This window comes from Escherichia sp. WS1152 (assembly GCF_046487665.1).
In the GTDB taxonomy this organism is placed as follows: Bacteria; Pseudomonadota; Gammaproteobacteria; order Enterobacterales; family Enterobacteriaceae; genus Escherichia; species Escherichia coli.
Window position 1 is genome coordinate 351998 of record NZ_JBJQJA010000002.1, and the last position, 20073, is coordinate 372070.

The following is a 20073-nucleotide window of genomic DNA, read 5'->3' on the forward strand; positions in this document are numbered from 1 at the left end:
TCAGAGGAATTTTCACTGCGTTGCAACGCATACATTGGGCACGGAATCGTGTACGCAAAAATGCCCGGTAACCACATGCTTACCGGGCATCAGAAAGGAGTTTAAGCCAGCGCCTGGGCCAGTAGCGTAATCGGATGTTCGCAGCGAAGACTTGTGGACATCTCAATCTGCCATTTACAGGTTTCGCAGTCGGTGACCACCAGATCTGCGCCGCTTTCTTCTATCTGGCGGAACAGTGGTGCGCCGATGGCTTGTGAGGTGGGGTAGTTCTCTTTTTTGAAACCGTAAGTACCCGCAATACCGCAGCACTGGGAATCCAGCACCGTTAACTCAAGCCCCGGGATGTTACGCAACAGCTCCAGGGTGTAGAGCGTCCAGCCCATTTTTTCCATATGGCACGGAGTGTGATAAACCACTTTCAGCGGCAGCGGTTTCAGCGGTAACGTTTTGCCTTCGTCCAGCTTGCGCCACAGCCAGCGGGTCGCCAGTTCGATATGATCGCGCAAGCCTTTGTTGTCGACATTCAGCACTTCCGGGTACTCGTCGCGCAGGGCGAAAGTACAGGTGGAGGAGGTGGCAATCACCGGAATGCCTTTTACTCCCACGGCTTCGCGGATCGACTCTACATTCGTAATTGCCTGTTTGCGTGCTTTATCGGTAAAGCCGTTGGCGATTAGCGGCACACCGCAGCATTTTTCTTTGCTGAGCAGTTGCACGCCAGTACCCATCGCGTTGAGCACTTTAATTAAATCTTTACCTAACTGCGGATGGTTGTAGTTAACGAAGCAGCCGTGGAAAAAGGCGACCTGGTCTTTATACTGCGCCTGCTGGGCCGCCACGCTGCGATACCAGCGACGAAACGTGCCGAAGGAGTATTTCGGTAGCGTGCGGCGATGATCGATTTTTAACGCCGCATCAAGCAACTGCCGCACCGGTTTCAGCGAGGTAGCGGTGTTGACGATTGGTGCGAACGGCGTGGAAACGCTACCCATCAGGTCGGTATGGCTTAAAACAAAATTGCGCAGCGACGGGCGCGTGGTGTCATATTTCGCCCGTGCGCGCTGGATGATATCGCCAATCTTCACATCGGACGGGCAGGCGACTTCGCAACGTTTGCAGTTGATGCAATATTTCAGTGCCTCGTCATACAGTGCGCCATCTTTTAAACGCAGACGCTCGCCATCCGGCCCGGCTTGTTTTGGCCCTGGATAACCGGGATTCACCCGGCTCACTGGGCAGGCGGTGGTGCAGACGGTGCACTTAATGCAGTTTTCGAAGCTGGTGTCATTCATTGTTGGCCTCCTGCGCGTTGGGCAATCTGTTGAGCGGCATGTAAAGCACTGACGGCACAAACACCGCCGCCGCATCCCTGGGCGATGGGATCAAATCCGCCCAGCACCGAACCGATGGCAAACAGGTTTTCGATGGTTTGCCCTGCCTGCGACGGGCGTAGCGTCTGATCAGTGGTTACACCGAACTGCTGCCACGGTTGCGGCGCAAAAAAATCTCCCTTATACCATTCACCCCGCGTGGCGGTTTGTAGCACATCAAGGCCGAGAATCGGCTCTCGAATGCCGTTACGTTCCGCTACCAGTCCGCCACTAAAGAAACTGCCGCTGGCGAGAACCGCGAAACGTGGACGCAGCGGGATATCGGCGTGATTGCGGGTCCAGATTTCATTCACTACGCCATTTTTACAGGTCACTTTTTTCACTTCATCGCCCGGCATCCACACGCCACCCTGACGCACAAACTGGCGCTGTAACTGGTTTTGCAGACGAATGCCCAGCACGGAAGGCGGCAGCGTTGGCAAAAGCATCAGTGAACAAGGTAGTTTTTCATTCAACCAACGCCACAGTTTGTCATCAGCCAGGCCGAAGCAGGCGGGCATCAGGATCATTTCGCAGGTATTGGCGACAGGAATAAGCGCATCAAGTAACAGCGGCCAGTTTTCTTCATTATCAAGGAAACGGGCGATATTCACCGCGCGGAACTCGGTGGCGTTATTGCGCAGGACATCCAGTTCCGGCAGCTCTATTTCTGCGGTTTCAACGGCAAGGCCGAGTTCACGCAACGAAGCTGCCGCAAGGTGCGCCTGAAAATCCATCAGTCCACTAATTCCCACTACACATATTTTCTTCGCGGGCAGCGGCCAGACGGGGACTTCTGGCGAACTTAGCCAGGTAGAGCGCAGAGTGCCGAGCGGCGTAATCCGCTGGTGAGCCAGTTCTACGCTGCCCTGCAATTGCGCACCGCTTTCAGCGATTAATGCCTGCGCCTGGCAAGCGAGATCGAGCACGCGTTGTGGCCCGAGAAGAGAGTAAGGATGTGCAGGTGCCTGCTGACGCAAAGATTCCAGTCCACTGTGAATGTCTGTCACCGGTTGACCATCTGGCAGATGGCTCAGCAAATCCAGCGAACCGGATGAGAAATGCAGCGCGCTTTGACCACGCGTGACAATGGCACAGCGCAGGCCGTGTTTTTGCAGTTGCAGGCCACAGAGTAATCCGGCGAGGCCGCCGCCCATAATGACAGTATCAAAGCGCATCTTTCTGCTCCTTCTCCAGACCACACAATCCCTGATAAACCCAGCGGGTAAATTCGCTTTCGCGCAGTGCATCTCCCCAGGCGATGGGTTGCACGCCTTTCCAGCGTTCGTTAAGGAAGGTGGAAAGTTGCTCGATAGATTGCGCGGACGTCGTGACGTTAAAACGTTGCAGCAGTCCGGCAGCGCGGCAGGCGCAGAGTTCGCCCTGGCAGGTACCCATCCCCACACGGGTACGACGGCGTAAATCCAGCAGGCTATTAACGTTTAAATTTTCTACCGCGTACTGCACTTCACCCGCAGTTACCGCTTCGCACTCACATACCAGGCTACGGTGCAGACGGCCTTCGCTCAGCCAGGCAGGCGTACGATCGCCATGACGATAAACCGCAGAACCGCGCAGCGGGGCAGGCAGGGAGATGACTTTACGCAAGGTAACTTCAGCGGGTTCCTGTGAACCCGGAAGTGCCAGATCGGCGGTCGTACAGGGGCGCGTGTTGCCCAGTTTGCGGCATACGGCGTCGGTAGCCCATTCCGCCATCAGCCGATAGGTCATCAGTTTGCCACCGGTAATGGTGATAAATCCGTCCAGACCATCGCGTTCAGCATGATCGAGCAGCACGATGCCGCGGCTGACGTTACGCCCGCTCGGATCATCATCGCTGGCGACCAGTGGACGCACGCCAGAGTAGGCCCGCAAAATGCGCGTTTGCGCCATCACGGGGGCCAGTTTTTCCCCTTCACGCAGCAGGATATCCACTTCTTCTGCCGTCACCCGATTATCGTCAATCTCGTTGTAATCAATACGTAAAGAGGTGGTGCCAATCAGCGAAATGGTATCGCCAGGCACCAGAATATCGGCGTCGGAAGGTTTACGGCAGCGGTTGATCACATGCTGGTTAATGCGGTGATCCATGATCAGCAGCGATCCTTTCGCCGGGAACATGCGAATGCGCAGATCGGCATATTCGGCAATGTGTTGCCCCCAGATCCCGGCAGCGTTAACCACGACAGGCGCATGTAGCGACTGGGTTTCGCCGGTGAGGTGGTTGCGTACATGAACGCCGCACACCGTTGCGCCTTCACGAATCAGTCCCGTGACTTCATGAGCGATAAGGATAACGGCACCGTGTTCTTTGGCATCCAGCATGTTTGCTGCGGTCAGACGAAATGGATCAACGGTGCCATCCGGAACTTTCACTGCGCCAATCAGTGCCGGGTTAACGGCAGGTTCGATAATGCGCGCTTGCTGCGGGTCTATAGCTTCTGCGCTGATCCCTGCTTCTTCGCAGGCGCGAATAAAAGTGGCCTGGAAGGAGATGTCATCTTCCGGCAGGGTGATAAACAGGCCGTTAGTTGGTTCTACGCAGTGACGTGCAATGCGTTTCAGGATCTGGTTTTCACTAATGCATTCGCGGGCCGATTCCGCATCGGTTACCGCATAGCGCGCACCGCTGTGCAGCAGGCCGTGGTTACGCCCGGTGGCACCGGTTGCGATGTCGTGGCGCTCAACCAAAATCACGCGCAGCCCGCGCAGGGCACAGTCGCGGGCAATCCCGGCTCCCGTTGCGCCGCCACCAATGATAATCACGTCACTTGATTGCGAGTCGCGAGTTTTCATTGTTATCCCTCTGAAGTTCGTTTTTTACCATTTAGCCATAGTAAAAACATGAATTGTTTGATTTCGCGCATATTCGCTCATAATTCGAAAGTGAAACGTGATTTCATGCGTCATTCTGAACATTTTCACCATCGTATTTAATAATGTGTGCGGTAATTCACATTTAATTTATGAATGTTTTCTTAACATCGCGGCAACTCAAGAAACGGCAGGTTCTCCCACTGAATCAGGCTGTTAATCATAAATAAGATCACGGGCCACGGAGGCTATCAATGTTGAGTATTTTTAAACCAGCGCCACACAAAGCGCGCTTACCTGCCGCGGAGATCGATCCGACTTATCGTCGATTGCGCTGGCAAATTTTCCTGGGGATATTCTTTGGTTATGCTGCTTACTATTTGGTTCGTAAGAACTTTGCGCTCGCTATGCCTTATCTGGTTGAGCAGGGATTCTCACGCGGTGATTTAGGTTTTGCCCTTTCGGGGATCTCGATTGCTTATGGATTTTCGAAATTCATCATGGGTTCGGTATCGGATCGCTCGAATCCGCGCGTTTTCCTGCCCGCAGGTTTGATTCTGGCGGCGGCAGTGATGTTGTTTATGGGCTTTGTGCCATGGGCGACGTCGAGCATTGCGGTAATGTTTGTACTGTTGTTCCTCTGCGGTTGGTTCCAGGGGATGGGGTGGCCGCCGTGTGGTCGTACTATGGTGCACTGGTGGTCGCAGAAAGAACGTGGCGGCATTGTGTCAGTGTGGAACTGTGCGCACAACGTCGGTGGTGGTATTCCGCCGCTGCTGTTCCTGCTGGGGATGGCCTGGTTCAATGACTGGCACGCGGCGCTCTATATGCCCGCTTTTTGCGCCATTCTGGTGGCATTATTCGCCTTTGCGATGATGCGCGATACCCCGCAATCCTGTGGCTTGCCGCCGATCGAAGAGTACAAAAATGATTATCCGGACGACTATAACGAAAAAGCGGAACAGGAGCTGACCGCGAAGCAAATCTTCATGCAGTACGTGCTGCCGAACAAACTGCTGTGGTACATCGCCATCGCCAACGTGTTCGTTTATCTGCTGCGTTACGGCATCCTCGACTGGTCACCGACTTATCTGAAAGAGGTTAAGCATTTCGCGCTGGATAAATCCTCCTGGGCCTACTTCTTCTATGAGTATGCGGGTATTCCGGGCACCCTGCTGTGCGGCTGGATGTCGGACAAAGTCTTCCGTGGTAACCGTGGGGCAACCGGCGTCTTCTTTATGACACTGGTGACCATCGCGACTATCGTTTACTGGATGAACCCGGCAGGTAACCCAACCGTCGATATGATTTGTATGATTGTTATCGGCTTCCTGATCTACGGCCCTGTGATGCTGATCGGTCTGCATGCGCTGGAACTGGCACCGAAAAAAGCGGCAGGAACGGCAGCGGGCTTTACCGGTCTGTTTGGTTACCTGGGCGGTTCGGTGGCGGCGAGCGCGATTGTTGGCTACACCGTGGACTTCTTCGGCTGGGATGGCGGCTTTATGGTAATGATTGGCGGCAGCATTCTGGCGGTTATCTTGTTGATTGTTGTGATGATTGGCGAAAAACGTCGCCATCAGGAATTACTGCAAAAACGCAACGGAGGCTAATGGCATGAAATTGACGCTGAAAAACCTTAGCATGGCGATCATGATGAGCACTATAGTCATGGGAAGCAGTGCAATGGCGGCGGACAGCAACGAAAAAATAGTCATCGCCCATCGCGGTGCCAGTGGATATTTGCCGGAGCATACGCTGCCAGCAAAAGCGATGGCGTATGCGCAGGGAGCGGATTATCTGGAACAGGATTTGGTGATGACCAAAGACGACCATCTGGTTGTTCTGCATGACCATTACCTCGATCGTGTTACTGATGTTGCCGATCGTTTCCCGGATCGGGCGCGCAAAGACGGTCGTTACTACGCGATAGATTTCACGCTGGATGAAATTAAGTCGTTGAAATTTACCGAAGGTTTCGATATTGAAAACGGTAAAAAAGTGCAGACTTATCCGGGGCGTTTCCCAATGGGTAAGTCCGACTTCCGGGTGCACACCTTTGAAGAAGAGATTGAATTTGTTCAGGGGTTAAATCACTCTACCGGGAAAAATATCGGTATCTATCCAGAAATCAAAGCGCCGTGGTTCCATCATCAGGAAGAGAAGGATATTGCGGCAAAAACGCTGGAAGTGCTGAAGAAATATGGTTACACCGGTAAGGACGACAAAGTTTATTTGCAATGTTTTGATGCTGATGAGCTGAAGCGTATTAAGAATGAGCTGGAACCTAAAATGGGCATGGATCTCAATTTGGTACAGCTGATTGCCTATACCGACTGGAATGAAACGCAGCAGAAACAGCCGGACGGAAGCTGGGTTAATTACAACTACGACTGGATGTTTAAGCCGGGTGCCATGAAACAGGTGGCGGAATATGCAGATGGTATTGGTCCGGATTACCATATGTTGATTGAGGAGACATCGCAGCCGGGTAATATCAAACTCACTGGCATGGTGCAAGATGCTCAGCAGAACAAGCTGGTAGTGCATCCTTATACCGTGCGGTCAGATAAACTGCCTGAATACACTACTGATGTGAATCAGTTATATGACGTTCTGTATAACAAAGCGGGTGTAAATGGGTTGTTTACTGATTTCCCTGATAAAGCGGTTAAATTCCTTAATAAAGAGTAATGCTGCTACTGCAGGATGGCGTTCATGCGCCATCCTCTGCTAAAGCGAAATAATGCTACTACCGGTTATTCTTTTCATTAACCGGTGCATCCTGTAAAAAAGATGCCAACATAATTTTCGTAAAACTCATTCGTTAAAAAAGCTAACACTGGGCATTGTTATTCTTTAAACAGTATGAATAGGTCTCAATAATAAATTGTAATGCAGTTTATACTGTAAAGTATTATTCTAATTTCGGAAAGGTAAAGAAAATATTAATGTATCTTATTAATTTATCATATTGTTCTTGGGTGAATGCTGTTTGCACACCTTCAGGGCAATATTTACCAGTAATAACCAGTTTCCCATTGCTGTGTTGTACCATTAAACCTTCTTTTTCCTTTGGATCTACAAACTTAGAATTATCAAATGTGAAGATATTTTTTTCCTGTTTTGAGTAAGCAAAGAAATCTCGTGTATAGCTGAAACTATCATTTATTAATGGTGCTAACTTTTTGTCGGTGATATCGATAAGCTCACCACTTAATTTATTGATGTATTTCATTTGGTTCAATTTTTTCTGCGCTTGTACAATTTGCTTGTAGGTATTTTTAATTTCCTTAGAAGAATTCTTGAATTTATCATAGCGTTCCTCGGAGGATGCGTATTTGTACCATTCTGTATTTTTTCTCAGAATGTAGTAGCAGGTCTGTATATTTTTTTGATCGCTGTAAAGTTGACTTTTAATACTTTCCTTACTGCTGGTTTTATAAGGTTTATCAGAGCTGTTTATTTTTGAAATGTCTTTTTCTGTCGGTGACTGGACCGTGTTGTGGATATTTTCTTTTATAACATGTTCATTGATGATGTTAATTGCAGTTTCATATTCATTTAAGTTTATTGTTCTTTGTGAAATAAACCCTTCTTTGCTTTCGACACTCAAAATACCTTCGTTGTTTTCACCTCGGGTAAAGGTAAGGGTATAGGGTTCATAATCCGCTGCAAATTCATTTTTATACGTTATGACATGTTCGACAAAATGTCTTATTGGTACGAAACCATAACTGTGAACGTCAATTTTTTGGGTCTTGATACTATCAATTGCATCTGAGGCTTTCGTGAAAAAAGCCAATAAATTAGCTATGCTGTCTGTTGAGGTTGATAACCCGTATCTACTTTGAGATATTTTTAGAAACTCATCGCAAAAAAACTCAAGTTTGGCGGTTTGTTGTGATTCTTTGTAAATTTCTGCTGGTTGCAATTTATTATTTTGTAAAATATTACAGCGAGATAAGTGAATAGATGTATTTGGCATAAATGATTCCTTGTATTGTGAGTTAACAAGATACAATTTAATCTTTGCAGAATATATTCACTATCAAATTTAGCTCATTTTATTACGAAGACCTTTACGCATGTTAGAAAGTATCATTATTGTTAATAAATACGGTAATAAGTAACAAACAGATATTGATAACTTCCCTGACAAGTTATTAGGTATCCCACTTGAAGATTGAGAATGGCTCCAGAGTAAACTGTGTACTGTTCGCCGGAGTGTCATTACTCTCAACAATCGGATTTGACGGTGAGTCGGGCGCTTCATACCGGTTTCTACCTGGAGTCATTGTCACTTCTCCCAACTGGATAAATATATCGCCAATTCACAAAGTGGGCCAAAATCAGGTGAAAACGAATTATTACGCCTGGTAAAGGCTATAGTACAACTAAGTGTGGCGAATCAGGCAGTCTTGCATTTGTCATCAATCTCATGTCTTACATCAAATTTTTCCACTCACCACTAGTTGTTCCGTACACATTTGTAGTAAAAACAGTGGACTGCCTTCTACCGGCTTTTCTTTAGCCAGCAACGAAATCTGTCGATAGAAGGTTGGTTCGAGAGGAACGGAACACAATTCATCTGCAATGGTTTTCAGCGTTAACTCTGGTAATAAGGCGATGCCTAATCCCTGTCGAATAAAACTGATCGCTGTATCCGGGTGATTAAATTCATATTTTATCTGTGGGGTAATATTCTTTTCTTTAAATAGTGCCATAATGCTTAATTCATAGCGTCCTTTACTAATGATTAATGGTTCACCCATTAATTCTTCCACTGTAATAGTGCTGTTTTTTGCCAGAGCATGGTTGGGCGGTAACACTACGGTGAATTTATCCTGATAAATGGGCACGGAGTACATTCCGCTCACCGGAAAATGAACAAAACCGGCATCAATGGATTCATTCTGAAGCGAATCAATAATCGCTGTGCTATTTTCCTCAAAAGGAATAATTTTTATATTCGGATGATGAATTTCAAAGTAGCGAATCACAACCGGTAAGATACAGGCGCAGACGCTGGGGAAACAACCAAGTCTCAGCGTTCTTTGAGGGTTCTGCTTTTCCTGCTCGGCTATCTCTTTTACTGCGTTAACTTCCCGATTAATGGCGCGCAGATGTTGCACAATGCGGTGACCTGCTGTGGTCAGTTGTATAGCTTTACGGCGATCGCGTAACAGTATATTCACACCAAGTTCTTGTTCGAGGGCAGCAATTGCCTGACTTACCGCCGACTGCGTCATGAACAATCGCTTGCTGGCTTCAGTAAAGCCACCGTAATCCAGCACGGCGAGTAAAGAATTTATTTGGGTAAGAGTCATTAGAGTTTGCTAATCAATAATATTAAAACGATTAATTTCTCTAATAGCATGCCGCCATTTATACTTCTGTTCTGCAAAGTACATCACAATTTGACGCAACCGCAGTAACGGGAGTGTTGTCTGCGTGCGTCATCCTGACAGGCGGTAGGGTATGAAAGAGAAGTTATGGACGAAGGATTTTTGGGCAATAACCATCATCAGCTTTATTATTTTCTTCGTCTTTTATGTTTTACTAACATTGTTGCCAATTTATATCTCTGACCGCTTGCATGCCTCTCCTGATAAAGCAGGTTTGTTGGTGACTTTATTTTTAATTGCGGCGATTGTTATTCGACCCTTTGCCGGGCAATGGGTGGGTAAATATTCGAATAAAACTATTCTGGTGCTCTCTTCTCTGGCCTTTTTGGTGGTCACTGCGCTGTATCCTTTTTGCCACTCAATAGAATCACTGCTTTTTATTAGGGTGCTTCATGGTATTACCTTCGGGGTTATCACAACGGTAAAGGGAACGATTTCCGCGCGGCTGATCCCGGCCTCCCGACGTGGGGAGGGCATCAGTTTTTTCTCTCTGGCAATGGGGCTGGCAATGGTGGTCGGGCCGTGGATTGGCCTGAATATGGCGCGCTGGGAGGCCTTTAATATGGCTTTCTGGTTATGTACTGGCGTTGCGGCGGTGGGGATTATCCTGTCGCTGATTATGACCGTGCCGCCGGTTATCAGCCATGCCGACGGTTCAAAGCCAAAGATGGGCTTCGCCGCAATGTTCGATCGCGCGGCATTGCCGTTTGCCATGGTTACATTCTTTATGACCTTTTCGTATGCCGGGGTTTCTGCCTTTCTGGCGCTTTACGCCCGCGAACTTAATCTGATGTCGGCGGCCAGTAATTTCCTGCTCTGCTACGCCATCTTCCTGATGATCTGCCGTACCTTCACCGGCAATGTTTGCGACAAAAAAGGCCCGAAATATGTGGTTTACCCCTGCCTGCTGTTCTTTACGGTTGGGCTGGTGGTTCTCGGCTACACCCAGGGCAGCGTAATGATGGTCGTTTCTGGCGCGTTGATTGGTATCGGGTATGGTTCCGTGACGCCAGTTTTTCAGACGCAGATTATCAGTTCAGTGGAACCGCATAAAATCGGTGTCGCAAACTCCCTCTTCTTCAATGCGATGGATGCAGGCCTGGCGCTGGGAGCCTGTGTGATGGGGATGATGGTTGCACATACTGGCTACCGAATGATTTATCTGCTGGGCGCACTATTAGTGGTAGTGGCTGGTGGAGTCTATGCGCTGCAAATGAAGGGTAAAAGCGGTGTCGCGCTAGTAGTGGCAAAAGAAATTCATTAATACGACACGTTTCATTAAGATTTTTCGCAGGTAACCACCTATAGTCATTGTCGTTAATAAAAAATGACAGGCGATAGGGTATGGCAGTTTCAGCAAAGCACGACGAATTTAATCACTGGTGGGCAACAGAGGGCGACTGGGTTGAAGAGCCTAACTATCGCCGTAATGGTATGAGCGGGGTGCAATGCGTCGAGCGCAACGGCAAAAAGCTATATGTAAAGCGCATGACGCATCATCTGTTTCATTCCGTACGTTATCCTTTCGGCCGACCAACGATTGTCCGTGAGGTTGCGGTAATTAAAGAACTGGAACGGGCCGGTGTCATCGTGCCGAAGATCGTTTTTGGTGAAGCGGTGAAAATTGAGGGGGAATGGCGCGCGTTGCTGGTGACTGAAGATATGGCGGGGTTCATCAGCATTGCTGACTGGTATGCCCAGCATGCAGTAACGCCCTATTCTGACGAAGTACGGCAAGCCATGTTGAAAGCAGTGGCGCTGGCGTTTAAGAAAATGCATAGCGTTAATCGTCAGCATGGCTGTTGTTATGTTCGCCATATCTATGTGAAAACAGAAGGTAAGGCAGAAGCTGGTTTTCTTGATCTGGAGAAAAGTCGTCGCCGCTTGCGTCGCGATAAAGCGATTAATCATGACTTCCGCCAGCTGGAAAAATATCTGGAGCCGATCCCCAAAGCGGACTGGGAGCAGGTAAAAGCGTATTACTACGCCATGTAATCGTTGTAGGCCAGATAATACGCGTAAGCGTCGTATCTGGCGCTAGTACCCGATCACAACTCGATTTCAATATCGCCTTTTGCCCGGCAACAACAGGGCAAAATTTCCCCCGGCTGAATAAAAGCTAACGGTTCGGCAATCCAGTCCACCTGGCCTGCGACCAGTCGGGTGCGACAGGAGCCGCAGTAACCTTCGCGGCACTGGTACTCAACCGCCACATTGTGGGATTCCAGCGCCGCCAGAAGGGAAGGGTGTTCATCCTGGCACAGCAGTTGTGTGCCAGTAATGCGCAGGGTAACGCGGGCCATCAGAGCTGGAAGTTACTCAAATCGTCGGTGTCCACTTCCGCGTCAATCTGCCCGACCAGATAAGAACTGACTTCCACTTCCTGCGGAGCAACCTGCACGTTATCAGACACCAGCCAGGTGTTGATCCACGGGATCGGGTTGGAGCGCGTCTGGAACGGCAGATCCAAACCAACCGCCTGCATACGGATATTGGTGATGTATTCAACGTACTGGCAGAGAATGTCTTTATTCAGACCAATCATCGAACCGTCACGGAACAGATAATCCGCCCAGTCTTTCTCCTGTTGTGCCGCCTGAACAAACAGGTCATAGCATTCCTGCTTACACTCTTCGGCAATTTCCGCCATCTCAGGATCGTCCGCGCCGCTGCGCAGCAGATTCAGCATATGCTGAGTACCGGTCAGGTGCAGGGCTTCGTCGCGGGCAATCAGGCGAATAATTTTGGCGTTGCCTTCCATCAGTTCGCGTTCTGCAAAGGCAAAGGAACAAGCAAAGCTGACGTAGAAGCGGATCGCTTCCAGCGCGTTAACGCTCATCAGGCAGAGATACAGTTTTTTCTTCAGCTCGCGCAGGCTAACGGTCACGGTTTTACCGTTAACAGTGTGGGTGCCTTCGCCCAGCAGGTGCCAGTAGCTGGTCATTTCGATCAGCTCATCGTAGTAGCTGGAGATCCCTTCCGCACGTTTCTGGATCTGCTCGTTGGTGACGATATCGTCAAACACAACAGACGGATCGTTAACGATATTACGAATGATATGAGTATAGGAACGGGAATGAATCGTTTCTGAGAACGCCCAGGTTTCTACCCAGGTTTCCAGTTCCGGGATCGAGATCAGCGGCAGCAGTGCCACGTTCGGGCTACGACCCTGAATGGAGTCCAGCAGCGTCTGATATTTCAGGTTGCTGATAAAGATGTGTTTTTCGTGTTCAGGCAGCGCCTGGTAATCGATACGGTCACGAGAAACGTCAACTTCTTCCGGACGCCAGAAGAAAGAGAGCTGCTTTTCGATCAGCTTTTCGAAGATGTCATATTTTTGCTGATCGTAGCGAGCCACGTTGACCGGCTGACCAAAGAACATCGGTTCTTTGAGCTGATCATTTTTCGTCTGTGAAAAGGTGGTATATGCCATGAGTGTGTCCTGTTGGGAGTTAATGCCGGATAAGGCATTTTACGCCGCATCCTGTGCCTGATGCGACGCTGGCGCGTCTTATCAGGCCTACAAATTCGAGCCGTAGGCCGGATAAGGCGTTCACGCTGCATCCGGCACCCGGAGCCTGATGCGACGCTGGCGCGTCTTATCAGGCCTACAAACCGAGCCGTAGGCCGGATGAGGCGTTTACGCCGCATCCGGCATCTCAATATCAGATCTTACATGCGCCGCTTTCGCAGCCATCGTCCTGGATTGACGGCACCAGATCGTCCTGCGCGTCTTCAGCGCCGTCACGGGTGTTCTGATAATACAGCGTTTTGACCCCGAATTTGTAGGCGGTGAGCAGGTCTTTCAGCAACTGCTGCATCGGCACTTTTCCTGACGGGAAACGTGACGGATCGTAGTTGGTGTTAGCAGAGATCGACTGATCGATAAATTTCTGCATGATACCTACCAGTTGCAGGTAGCCATCGTTACCCGGCATTTCCCACAGCAGCTCATAGGCGTCGTGCAGATGCTCGTAGTCCGGCACCACCTGGCGCAGAATACCGTCTTTCGACGCTTTGATGCTGACGTAACCGCGCGGCGGTTCAATACCGTTAGTGGCGTTAGAGATCTGCGAAGAAGTCTCGGACGGCATCAGAGCAGAAAGCGTGGAGTTACGCAGGCCGTGCGTTTTGATTGACTCACGCAGAGCTTCCCAGTCGTAATGCAGCGGCTCATTAGCGATGGTATCCAGATCTTTCTTATAGGTATCGATCGGCAGGATCCCTTTCGCGTAAGTGGTTTCGTTAAACCACGGGCACGCGCCTTGCTCTTTCGCCAGCTCATTAGACGCTTTCAGCAGGTAATACTGAATCGCTTCGAAGGTTTTATGCGTCAGGTTGTTGGCGCTGCCGTCGGAGTAGCGTTTACCATGCTTCGCCAGGTAGTAAGCGAAGTTGATCACACCAATACCCAGCGTACGACGACCCATCGCTCCACGTTTGGCGGCCGGGATCGGGTAATCCTGATAATCCAGCAGCGCGTCAAGTGCACGAACCGCCAGAATTGCCAGCTCTTCCAGTTCATCCAGGCTATTAATTGCGCCCAGGTTGAAAGCAGACAGCGTACACAGCGCGATTTCACCGTTCTCGTCGTTGACGTCGTTCAGCGGTTTGGTCGGCAGGGCTATCTCCAGGCACAGGTTAGACTGACGCACTGGCGCGATGGCCGGATCAAACGGGCTATGGGTATTGCAGTGGTCAACGTTCTGAATATAGATACGACCGGTAGACGCACGTTCCTGCATCATCAGCGAGAACAGCTCAACGGCTTTCACACGCTGCTTGCGGATGCTGTCGTCTTTCTCATATTTGGTATACAGGCGTTCAAACTCTTCCTGATCGGCGAAGAATGCGTCGTACAGCCCCGGTACGTCGGACGGGCTGAACAGGGTGATATCTTCACCTTTCAGCAGGCGGGTATACATCAGTTTGTTGATCTGTACCCCGTAGTCCATATGGCGCACGCGGTTGCCTTCCACACCACGGTTGTTTTTCAACACCAGTAGGCTTTCCACTTCCAGATGCCACATCGGGTAGAACAGCGTTGCCGCACCGCCGCGCACGCCGCCCTGGGAGCAGGATTTCACCGCAGTCTGGAAATGTTTGTAGAACGGAATGCAGCCGGTATGGAACGCTTCGCCACCGCGAATCGGGCTACCCAGCGCACGAATACGCCCGGCGTTGATGCCGATCCCGGCACGCTGGGAAACATATTTCACAATCGCGCTGGAGGTGGCGTTGATGGAATCCAGGCTGTCGCCGCACTCGATCAGTACGCAGGAGCTGAACTGACGAGTCGGGGTACGCACGCCGGACATGATTGGCGTCGGCAGCGAAATTTTAAATGTGGAAACCGCGTCGTAAAAACGCTTCACATATTGCAGGCGCGTTTCACGCGGGTAGTTCGAGAACAGGCACGCGGCAACCAGAATATAAAGGAACTGGGCGCTTTCGTAGATTTCGCCGGTCACGCGGTTCTGTACCAGATATTTGCCTTCCAGTTGCTTAACGGCAGCATAAGAGAAGGTCATATCACGGTCGTGATCGATAAACGTGTCCATCTGCTTGAACTCTTCTTCCGTGTAGTCTTCCAGCAGATGATTATCGTATTTGCCCATCTCGACCATTTTCACCACGTGGTCGTACAGCGCAGGCGGCTCAAACTGGCCGTAGGCTTTTTTACGCAGGTGGAAGATCGCCAGGCGCGCGGCGAGATACTGATAATCCGGCGCATCACGGGAGATCAGGTCTGCGGCAGCCTTGATAATAGTTTCGTGGATGTCAGAGGTCTTGATACCGTCATAAAACTGAATGTGGGAGCGCAGCTCGACCTGGGAAATCGAAACGTTATGCAGTCCTTCTGCCGCCCAATCCAGAACGCGATGGATTTTGTCGAGATTGATGCGCTCTGTGCTACCGTCGCGCTTTGTCACCAGCAGATTCTGATTCATGTATGTCGTACCTGTTTTTGGAATTCTTTCCGCAATAGTTTCGTGCAGACTACCTGTAGTACGGGAAGCTGCTTAGAACACTATATATAGGGGGTATGTTTGGGATTCACTGCAAGATAGTGTGAAAATGGCCCTCTTGCAAGTGCATAACTTTGTGGATAACTCAGGAAGGAAAAAGTGGCTTTCGCGCACCTTAGGTCAGACAAGGTGTCCGGGAAAGTCAATGGGAAGAGAAAAATTTGTTAAAAATAACTGTTCGGCGATTTCTTGAACGGCAGAATAGGTTGGATAAATTGATATAGATGGTTTATTAATCTTTTTGCTAATGATTGCAAAAATTGATCTAAGCACGAGTCATCACATAATCTGATGTATCAGTTGTGGTCAATATATAAGCGAATGTAAGCGATTGTTGATGTCGAAATGGTTGTTTTCTATTCGGTTATTGTTAAATGCGAAGCCATTTTGTTAATTTACCTTATATTATAAGAAAATTATTCATTACTTTAATTTAGTTTAAATATAACTGGTATCCCTTAAGGTTATTAACTTGAATGATGACGCACTGATACTATTCATCAAATAATAACAAAATAGCTATTGCATCGGGTTGGACAATTTACAAAAGAAAGATAACCCATATTGTATAATGCGTTTAAATATGCCGTCTTATATAAAATGATGGTCAGATTAATATGCGGATTATCTTTCTACGCAAGGAGTATTTATCTCTACTCCCGTCAATGATTGCATCTCTTTTCTCTGCTAACGGTGTCGCGGCGGCCATTGATTTATGCCAGGGATATGATATCAAAGCGAGTTGTCACGCCAGCAGGCAAAGCCTTTCAGGCATTACGCAGGTCTGGAGTATCGCCGATGGGCAATGGCTGGTTTTTTCGGATATGACCAATAATGCCAGCGGTGGGGCCGTATTTTTGCAACAAGGAGCGGAATTTACATTATCACCAGAAAATGAAACTGGAATGACTCTGTTTGCCAATAACACCGTTTCAGGAGAATATAATAACGGCGGGGCAATATTTGCTAAAGAAAACTCAACGCTGAATCTTACTGATGTTATTTTTTCTGGTAACGTCGCAGGCGGCTATGGTGGCGCAATCTATTCTTCTGGTACTAACGATACCGGTGCCATCGATTTACGTGTCACTAACGCCGTGTTTCGCAATAACATCGCTAATGACGGCAAAGGTGGTGCAATTTATACCATCAATAATGATATCTATTTAAGTGATGATGTTTTTAACAATAACCAGGCATATACATCAACAAGTTACAGTGATGGCGATGGCGGCGCAATCGATGTCACAGATAATAATAGCGACAGCAAGCATCCTTCAGGTTATACGATAATAAATAACACTGCCTTTACAAATAACACTGCCGAAGGTTATGGCGGGGCGATATATACCAATAGCGCGACGGCTCCCTATCTTATTGATATTTCTGTTGATGACAGCTACAGCCAGAACGGAGGCGTGTTAGTCGATGAGAACAATAGCGCAGCAGGCTATGGAGATGGTCCTTCCTCTGCGGCGGGTGGCTTTATGTATCTCGGCTTAAGTGAAGTTACCTTTGATATTGCCGACGGAAAAACGCTGGTTATTGGCAATACAGAGAATGACGGAGCTGTTGACTCTATTGCTGGTACCGGGTTAATCACCAAAACAGGTTCCGGCGATCTGGTACTTAATGCAGATAACAATGACTTTACTGGTGAGATGCAGATTGAAAACGGTGAAGTTATCCTGGGCCGCAGCAACTCCCTGATGAATGTCGGCGATACTCATTGCCAGGACGATCCGCAAGACTGCTACGGTCTGACGATAGGGAGTATTGATAAGTACCAGAATCAGGCAGAGCTAAATGTTGGCTCCACCCAACAAACTTTTGTGCACTCATTGACGGGCTTTCAGAATGGTACTTTAAATATCGATGCTGGTGGCAATGTTACTGTTAATGAAGGCAGTTTTGCTGGCACCATCGAAGGTGCTGGTCAGCTCACCATTGCGCAAAACGGCAGCTATGTGCTGGCGGGAGCGTCGTCGATGGCGCTAACCGGCGATATAGTGGTGGATGCTGGTGCGGTGCTTTCGCTGGAAGGCGACGCGGCAGATCTTGCCGCTCTCCAGGACGATCCGCAGTCGATCGTTTTAAACGGCGGTGTGCTCGATCTCTCTGATTTCTCCACCTGGCAGAGCGGTACATCATACAAAGATGGCCTTGAAGTCAGCGGCAGCAGCGGAACGGTTATCGGCAGTCAGGATGTGGTAGATCTTGCAGGCGGAAACGATATGCATATCGGCGGTGACGGGAAAGATGGCGTCTACGTGGTGATCGATGCGGGTGACGGGCAGGTCCGCCTGGCAAATGACAATCAATACCTCGGCACAACGCAAATCGCCTCCGGTACGCTGATGGTGAGCGACAACTCGCAGCTTGGAGATACCCATTACAACCGCCAGGTTATCTTTACCGATAATCAACAAGAAAGCGTGATGGAGATTACTGCCAATGTCGATACTCGCTCTACAACGACTGAGCATGGGCGTGATATTGAAATGCGCGCCGACGGTGAAGTGGCAGTTGATGCGGGGGTAGACACGCAGTGGGGCGCACTGATGGCTGACAGCAGCGGGCAACATCAGGATGAGGGTAGCACATTGACGAAAACGGGGGCGGGTACACTGGAGCTGACCGCCAGCGGTACAACGCAGTCAGCGGTGAGAGTAGAAGAGGGCACGCTGCAAGGTGATGTTGCGGATATCTTCCCTTATGCTTCGTCGCTATGGGTCGGTGACGGGGCAACGTTCGTTACTGGCGCGGATCAGGATATTCAGTCAATTGATGCTACTTCCAGCGGCACTATCGACATCAGCAATGGTACGGTTTTGCGCCTGACCGGGCAGGATACTTCCGTCGACCTTGATGCCTCACTGTTTAACGGCGATGGTACGCTGGTGAATGCCACCGATGGCGTGACATTGACAGGTGAGCTTAATACCAACCTTGAAACTGACAGCCTGACTTATCTTTCCGACGTAACAGTTAATGGCAATCTGACCAATACGACCGGTGCGGTCAGCCTGCAAAATGGCGTCGCTGGCGATACGCTGACGGTAAACGGTGATTACACCGGCGGCGGTACGTTACTGTTCGACAGCGAATTAAACGGCGATGACTCAGCAAGCGACCAGTTGGTGTTGAACGGTAATACTGCTGGCAACACAACTGTGGTGGTTAACTCCATTACAGGGATTGGTGAGCCGACATCGACAGGCATTAAAGTGGTTGATTTCGCAGCTGATCCCACGCAGTTTCAAAACAATGCGCAGTTCAGTCTGGCAGGCAGCGGCTACGTCAACATGGGAGCGTATGACTACACGCTGGTGGAAGATAACAACGACTGGTATCTGCGATCGCAAGAAGTAACGCCGCCATCGCCACCTGATCCAGACCCGGACCCAACCCCCGATCCTGACCCAACACCCGATCCAATCCCCGCTTACCAGCCGGTGTTGAATGCCAAAGTTGGCGGTTATCTCAATAACCTGCGGGCGGCAAATCAGGCGTTTATGATGGAGCGACGCGATCACGCTGGTGGCGATGGTCAGACGCTGAATTTACGTGTTATCGGCGGAGATTATCATTACACAGCGGCAGGGCAACTGGCTCAGCATGAAGACACTTCTACGGTGCAGCTTAGCGGTGACCTGTTTAGGGGGCGCTGGGGCACGGATGGCGAGTGGATGCTTGGGATTGTTGGTGGCTACAGCGATAACCAGGGCGACAGCCGCTCGAGTATGACCGGAACTCGCGCCGATAACCAGAACCACGGTTATGCCGTTGGGCTAACCTCAAGCTGGTTTCAGCACGGTAATCAGAAGCAGGGGGCCTGGCTGGATAACTGGTTGCAGTACGCGTGGTTTAGCAATGATGTTTCTGAACATGAAGATGGCGTGGATCATTACCATTCGTCGGGGATTATCGCCTCGCTGGAAGCGGGGTATCAGTGGTTACCGGGGCGTGGTGTGGTGATTGAACCGCAGGCGCAGGTGATTTATCAGGGCGTGCAGCAGGATGATTTTACCGCCGCTAACCGTGCGCGCGTGTCACAATCGCAGGGTGATGATATTCAGACGCGGCTGGGTTTACACAGCGAATGGCGTACCGCTGTTCATGTCATACCAACATTAGATCTGAATTATTATCACGATCCCCATTCGACGGAAATTGAAGAGGATGGCAGCACTATCAGTGACGATGCGGTGAAGCAACGGGGTGAAATAAAAGTGGGAGTCACGGGCAATATCAGTCAGCGAGTGTCCCTGCGCGGCAGCGTGGCGTGGCAGAAAGGGAGTGATGATTTTGCCCAGACGGCAGGGTTTTTGTCGATGACGGTGAAATGGTAATCGCTGTCTGACCATCACTATTGCCGGATGCGGCGTAAACGCCTTATCTGGCCTACGGAGAGCATTTGTAGGCCTGATAAGACGCGGCAAGCGTCGCATC

Annotated in this window: 14 protein-coding genes; 6 read left to right on the forward strand and 8 right to left on the reverse strand. The window is 49.7% G+C overall.

Annotated elements, in window-relative coordinates; genetic code table 11:
* Positions 1-101: 101 nt before the first annotated feature.
* The 3 genes from glpC to glpA are packed head-to-tail and all read right to left on the reverse strand — an operon-like array spanning position 102 to position 4166.
* Complete coding sequence (gene glpC / locus ACJHW7_RS05600) at positions 102-1292, reverse strand: anaerobic glycerol-3-phosphate dehydrogenase subunit GlpC (RefSeq protein ID WP_001000379.1); 1191 nt, start codon at positions 1290-1292, stop codon at positions 102-104.
* Entirely contained in the window at positions 1289-2548 is a 1260-nt protein-coding gene (glpB, locus tag ACJHW7_RS05605) for a glycerol-3-phosphate dehydrogenase subunit GlpB (RefSeq protein ID WP_001209931.1), read from the reverse strand. The genes glpC and glpB overlap by 4 nt, the downstream gene beginning before the upstream one ends.
* Entirely contained in the window at positions 2538-4166 is a 1629-nt protein-coding gene (gene glpA, locus ACJHW7_RS05610) for an anaerobic glycerol-3-phosphate dehydrogenase subunit A (protein WP_337450318.1), read from the reverse strand. The genes glpB and glpA overlap by 11 nt, the downstream gene beginning before the upstream one ends.
* Positions 4167-4438: 272 nt before the next feature.
* Here glpA and glpT point away from each other — a divergent pair, with 272 nt between their 5' ends.
* Positions 4439-5797: a glycerol-3-phosphate transporter gene (glpT, locus tag ACJHW7_RS05615; protein ID WP_000948724.1), complete on the forward strand. Its 1359-nt coding sequence runs from the start codon at positions 4439-4441 to the stop codon at positions 5795-5797.
* A gap of 4 nt (positions 5798-5801) precedes the next feature.
* The gene (gene glpQ, locus ACJHW7_RS05620; protein WP_021557000.1) at positions 5802-6878 is read left to right on the forward strand and encodes a glycerophosphodiester phosphodiesterase; all 1077 of its coding nucleotides are present in this window, start codon (positions 5802-5804) and stop codon (positions 6876-6878) included.
* A 223-nt stretch (positions 6879-7101) separates the two neighbouring features.
* On the opposite strand, the gene ACJHW7_RS05625 is transcribed toward glpQ, so the two are convergent.
* Both ACJHW7_RS05625 and ACJHW7_RS05630 read right to left on the reverse strand, forming a co-directional pair.
* Positions 7102-8172 (reverse strand): hypothetical protein, encoded by a 1071-nt coding sequence (locus ACJHW7_RS05625; RefSeq protein WP_021556999.1) that lies wholly within the window; start codon positions 8170-8172, stop codon positions 7102-7104.
* A 463-nt stretch (positions 8173-8635) separates the two neighbouring features.
* Positions 8636-9514, reverse strand: a complete 879-nt coding sequence (locus ACJHW7_RS05630; protein WP_000176738.1) for a LysR family transcriptional regulator — start codon at positions 9512-9514, stop codon at positions 8636-8638.
* A 151-nt stretch (positions 9515-9665) separates the two neighbouring features.
* Here ACJHW7_RS05630 and ACJHW7_RS05635 point away from each other — a divergent pair, with 151 nt between their 5' ends.
* Positions 9666-10856, forward strand: a complete 1191-nt coding sequence (locus ACJHW7_RS05635; protein ID WP_000660231.1) for an MFS transporter — start codon at positions 9666-9668, stop codon at positions 10854-10856.
* Between the two features lie 80 nt (positions 10857-10936).
* The gene (gene inaA, locus ACJHW7_RS05640) at positions 10937-11587 is read left to right on the forward strand and encodes a lipopolysaccharide kinase InaA (protein ID WP_000301028.1); all 651 of its coding nucleotides are present in this window, start codon (positions 10937-10939) and stop codon (positions 11585-11587) included.
* Positions 11588-11640: 53 nt separating this feature from the next.
* On the opposite strand, the gene yfaE is transcribed toward inaA, so the two are convergent.
* The 3 genes from yfaE to nrdA all read right to left on the reverse strand — a co-directional run bounded on the left by yfaE (position 11641) and on the right by nrdA (position 15543).
* Positions 11641-11895: a ferredoxin-like diferric-tyrosyl radical cofactor maintenance protein YfaE gene (gene yfaE, locus ACJHW7_RS05645; protein WP_000135039.1), complete on the reverse strand. Its 255-nt coding sequence runs from the start codon at positions 11893-11895 to the stop codon at positions 11641-11643.
* Complete coding sequence (nrdB, locus tag ACJHW7_RS05650; RefSeq protein ID WP_000332036.1) at positions 11895-13025, reverse strand: class Ia ribonucleoside-diphosphate reductase subunit beta; 1131 nt, start codon at positions 13023-13025, stop codon at positions 11895-11897. The genes yfaE and nrdB overlap by 1 nt, the downstream gene beginning before the upstream one ends.
* Before the next feature lie 232 nt (positions 13026-13257).
* Positions 13258-15543 (reverse strand): class 1a ribonucleoside-diphosphate reductase subunit alpha, encoded by a 2286-nt coding sequence (nrdA, locus tag ACJHW7_RS05655; RefSeq protein WP_001075172.1) that lies wholly within the window; start codon positions 15541-15543, stop codon positions 13258-13260.
* A 127-nt stretch (positions 15544-15670) separates the two neighbouring features.
* Between nrdA and ypaB the strand changes: the two genes are divergently transcribed.
* The gene (ypaB, locus tag ACJHW7_RS05660) at positions 15671-15814 is read left to right on the forward strand and encodes a protein YpaB (RefSeq protein ID WP_001300064.1); all 144 of its coding nucleotides are present in this window, start codon (positions 15671-15673) and stop codon (positions 15812-15814) included.
* Between the two features lie 424 nt (positions 15815-16238).
* Entirely contained in the window at positions 16239-19973 is a 3735-nt protein-coding gene (yfaL, locus tag ACJHW7_RS05665; protein WP_021556997.1) for an AIDA-I family autotransporter adhesin YfaL/EhaC, read from the forward strand.
* Positions 19974-20073 lie beyond the last annotated feature (100 nt).

Excerpts from the sequence above, each read along its gene's own strand:
- glpC (WP_001000379.1), bottom strand. The coding sequence starts at position 1,292 with ATGAATGACACCAGCTTCGAAAACTGCATTAAGTGCACCGTCTGCACC.
- glpB (WP_001209931.1), bottom strand. The coding sequence starts at position 2,548 with ATGCGCTTTGATACTGTCATTATGGGCGGCGGCCTCGCCGGATTACTC.
- glpA (WP_337450318.1), bottom strand. The coding sequence starts at position 4,166 with ATGAAAACTCGCGACTCGCAATCAAGTGACGTGATTATCATTGGTGGC.
- glpT (WP_000948724.1), top strand. The coding sequence starts at position 4,439 with ATGTTGAGTATTTTTAAACCAGCGCCACACAAAGCGCGCTTACCTGCC.
- glpQ (WP_021557000.1), top strand. The coding sequence starts at position 5,802 with ATGAAATTGACGCTGAAAAACCTTAGCATGGCGATCATGATGAGCACT.
- ACJHW7_RS05625 (WP_021556999.1), bottom strand. The coding sequence starts at position 8,172 with ATGCCAAATACATCTATTCACTTATCTCGCTGTAATATTTTACAAAAT.
- ACJHW7_RS05630 (WP_000176738.1), bottom strand. The coding sequence starts at position 9,514 with ATGACTCTTACCCAAATAAATTCTTTACTCGCCGTGCTGGATTACGGT.
- ACJHW7_RS05635 (WP_000660231.1), top strand. The coding sequence starts at position 9,666 with ATGAAAGAGAAGTTATGGACGAAGGATTTTTGGGCAATAACCATCATC.
- inaA (WP_000301028.1), top strand. The coding sequence starts at position 10,937 with ATGGCAGTTTCAGCAAAGCACGACGAATTTAATCACTGGTGGGCAACA.
- yfaE (WP_000135039.1), bottom strand. The coding sequence starts at position 11,895 with ATGGCCCGCGTTACCCTGCGCATTACTGGCACACAACTGCTGTGCCAG.
- nrdB (WP_000332036.1), bottom strand. The coding sequence starts at position 13,025 with ATGGCATATACCACCTTTTCACAGACGAAAAATGATCAGCTCAAAGAA.
- nrdA (WP_001075172.1), bottom strand. The coding sequence starts at position 15,543 with ATGAATCAGAATCTGCTGGTGACAAAGCGCGACGGTAGCACAGAGCGC.
- ypaB (WP_001300064.1), top strand. The coding sequence starts at position 15,671 with ATGGCCCTCTTGCAAGTGCATAACTTTGTGGATAACTCAGGAAGGAAA.
- yfaL (WP_021556997.1), top strand. The coding sequence starts at position 16,239 with ATGCGGATTATCTTTCTACGCAAGGAGTATTTATCTCTACTCCCGTCA.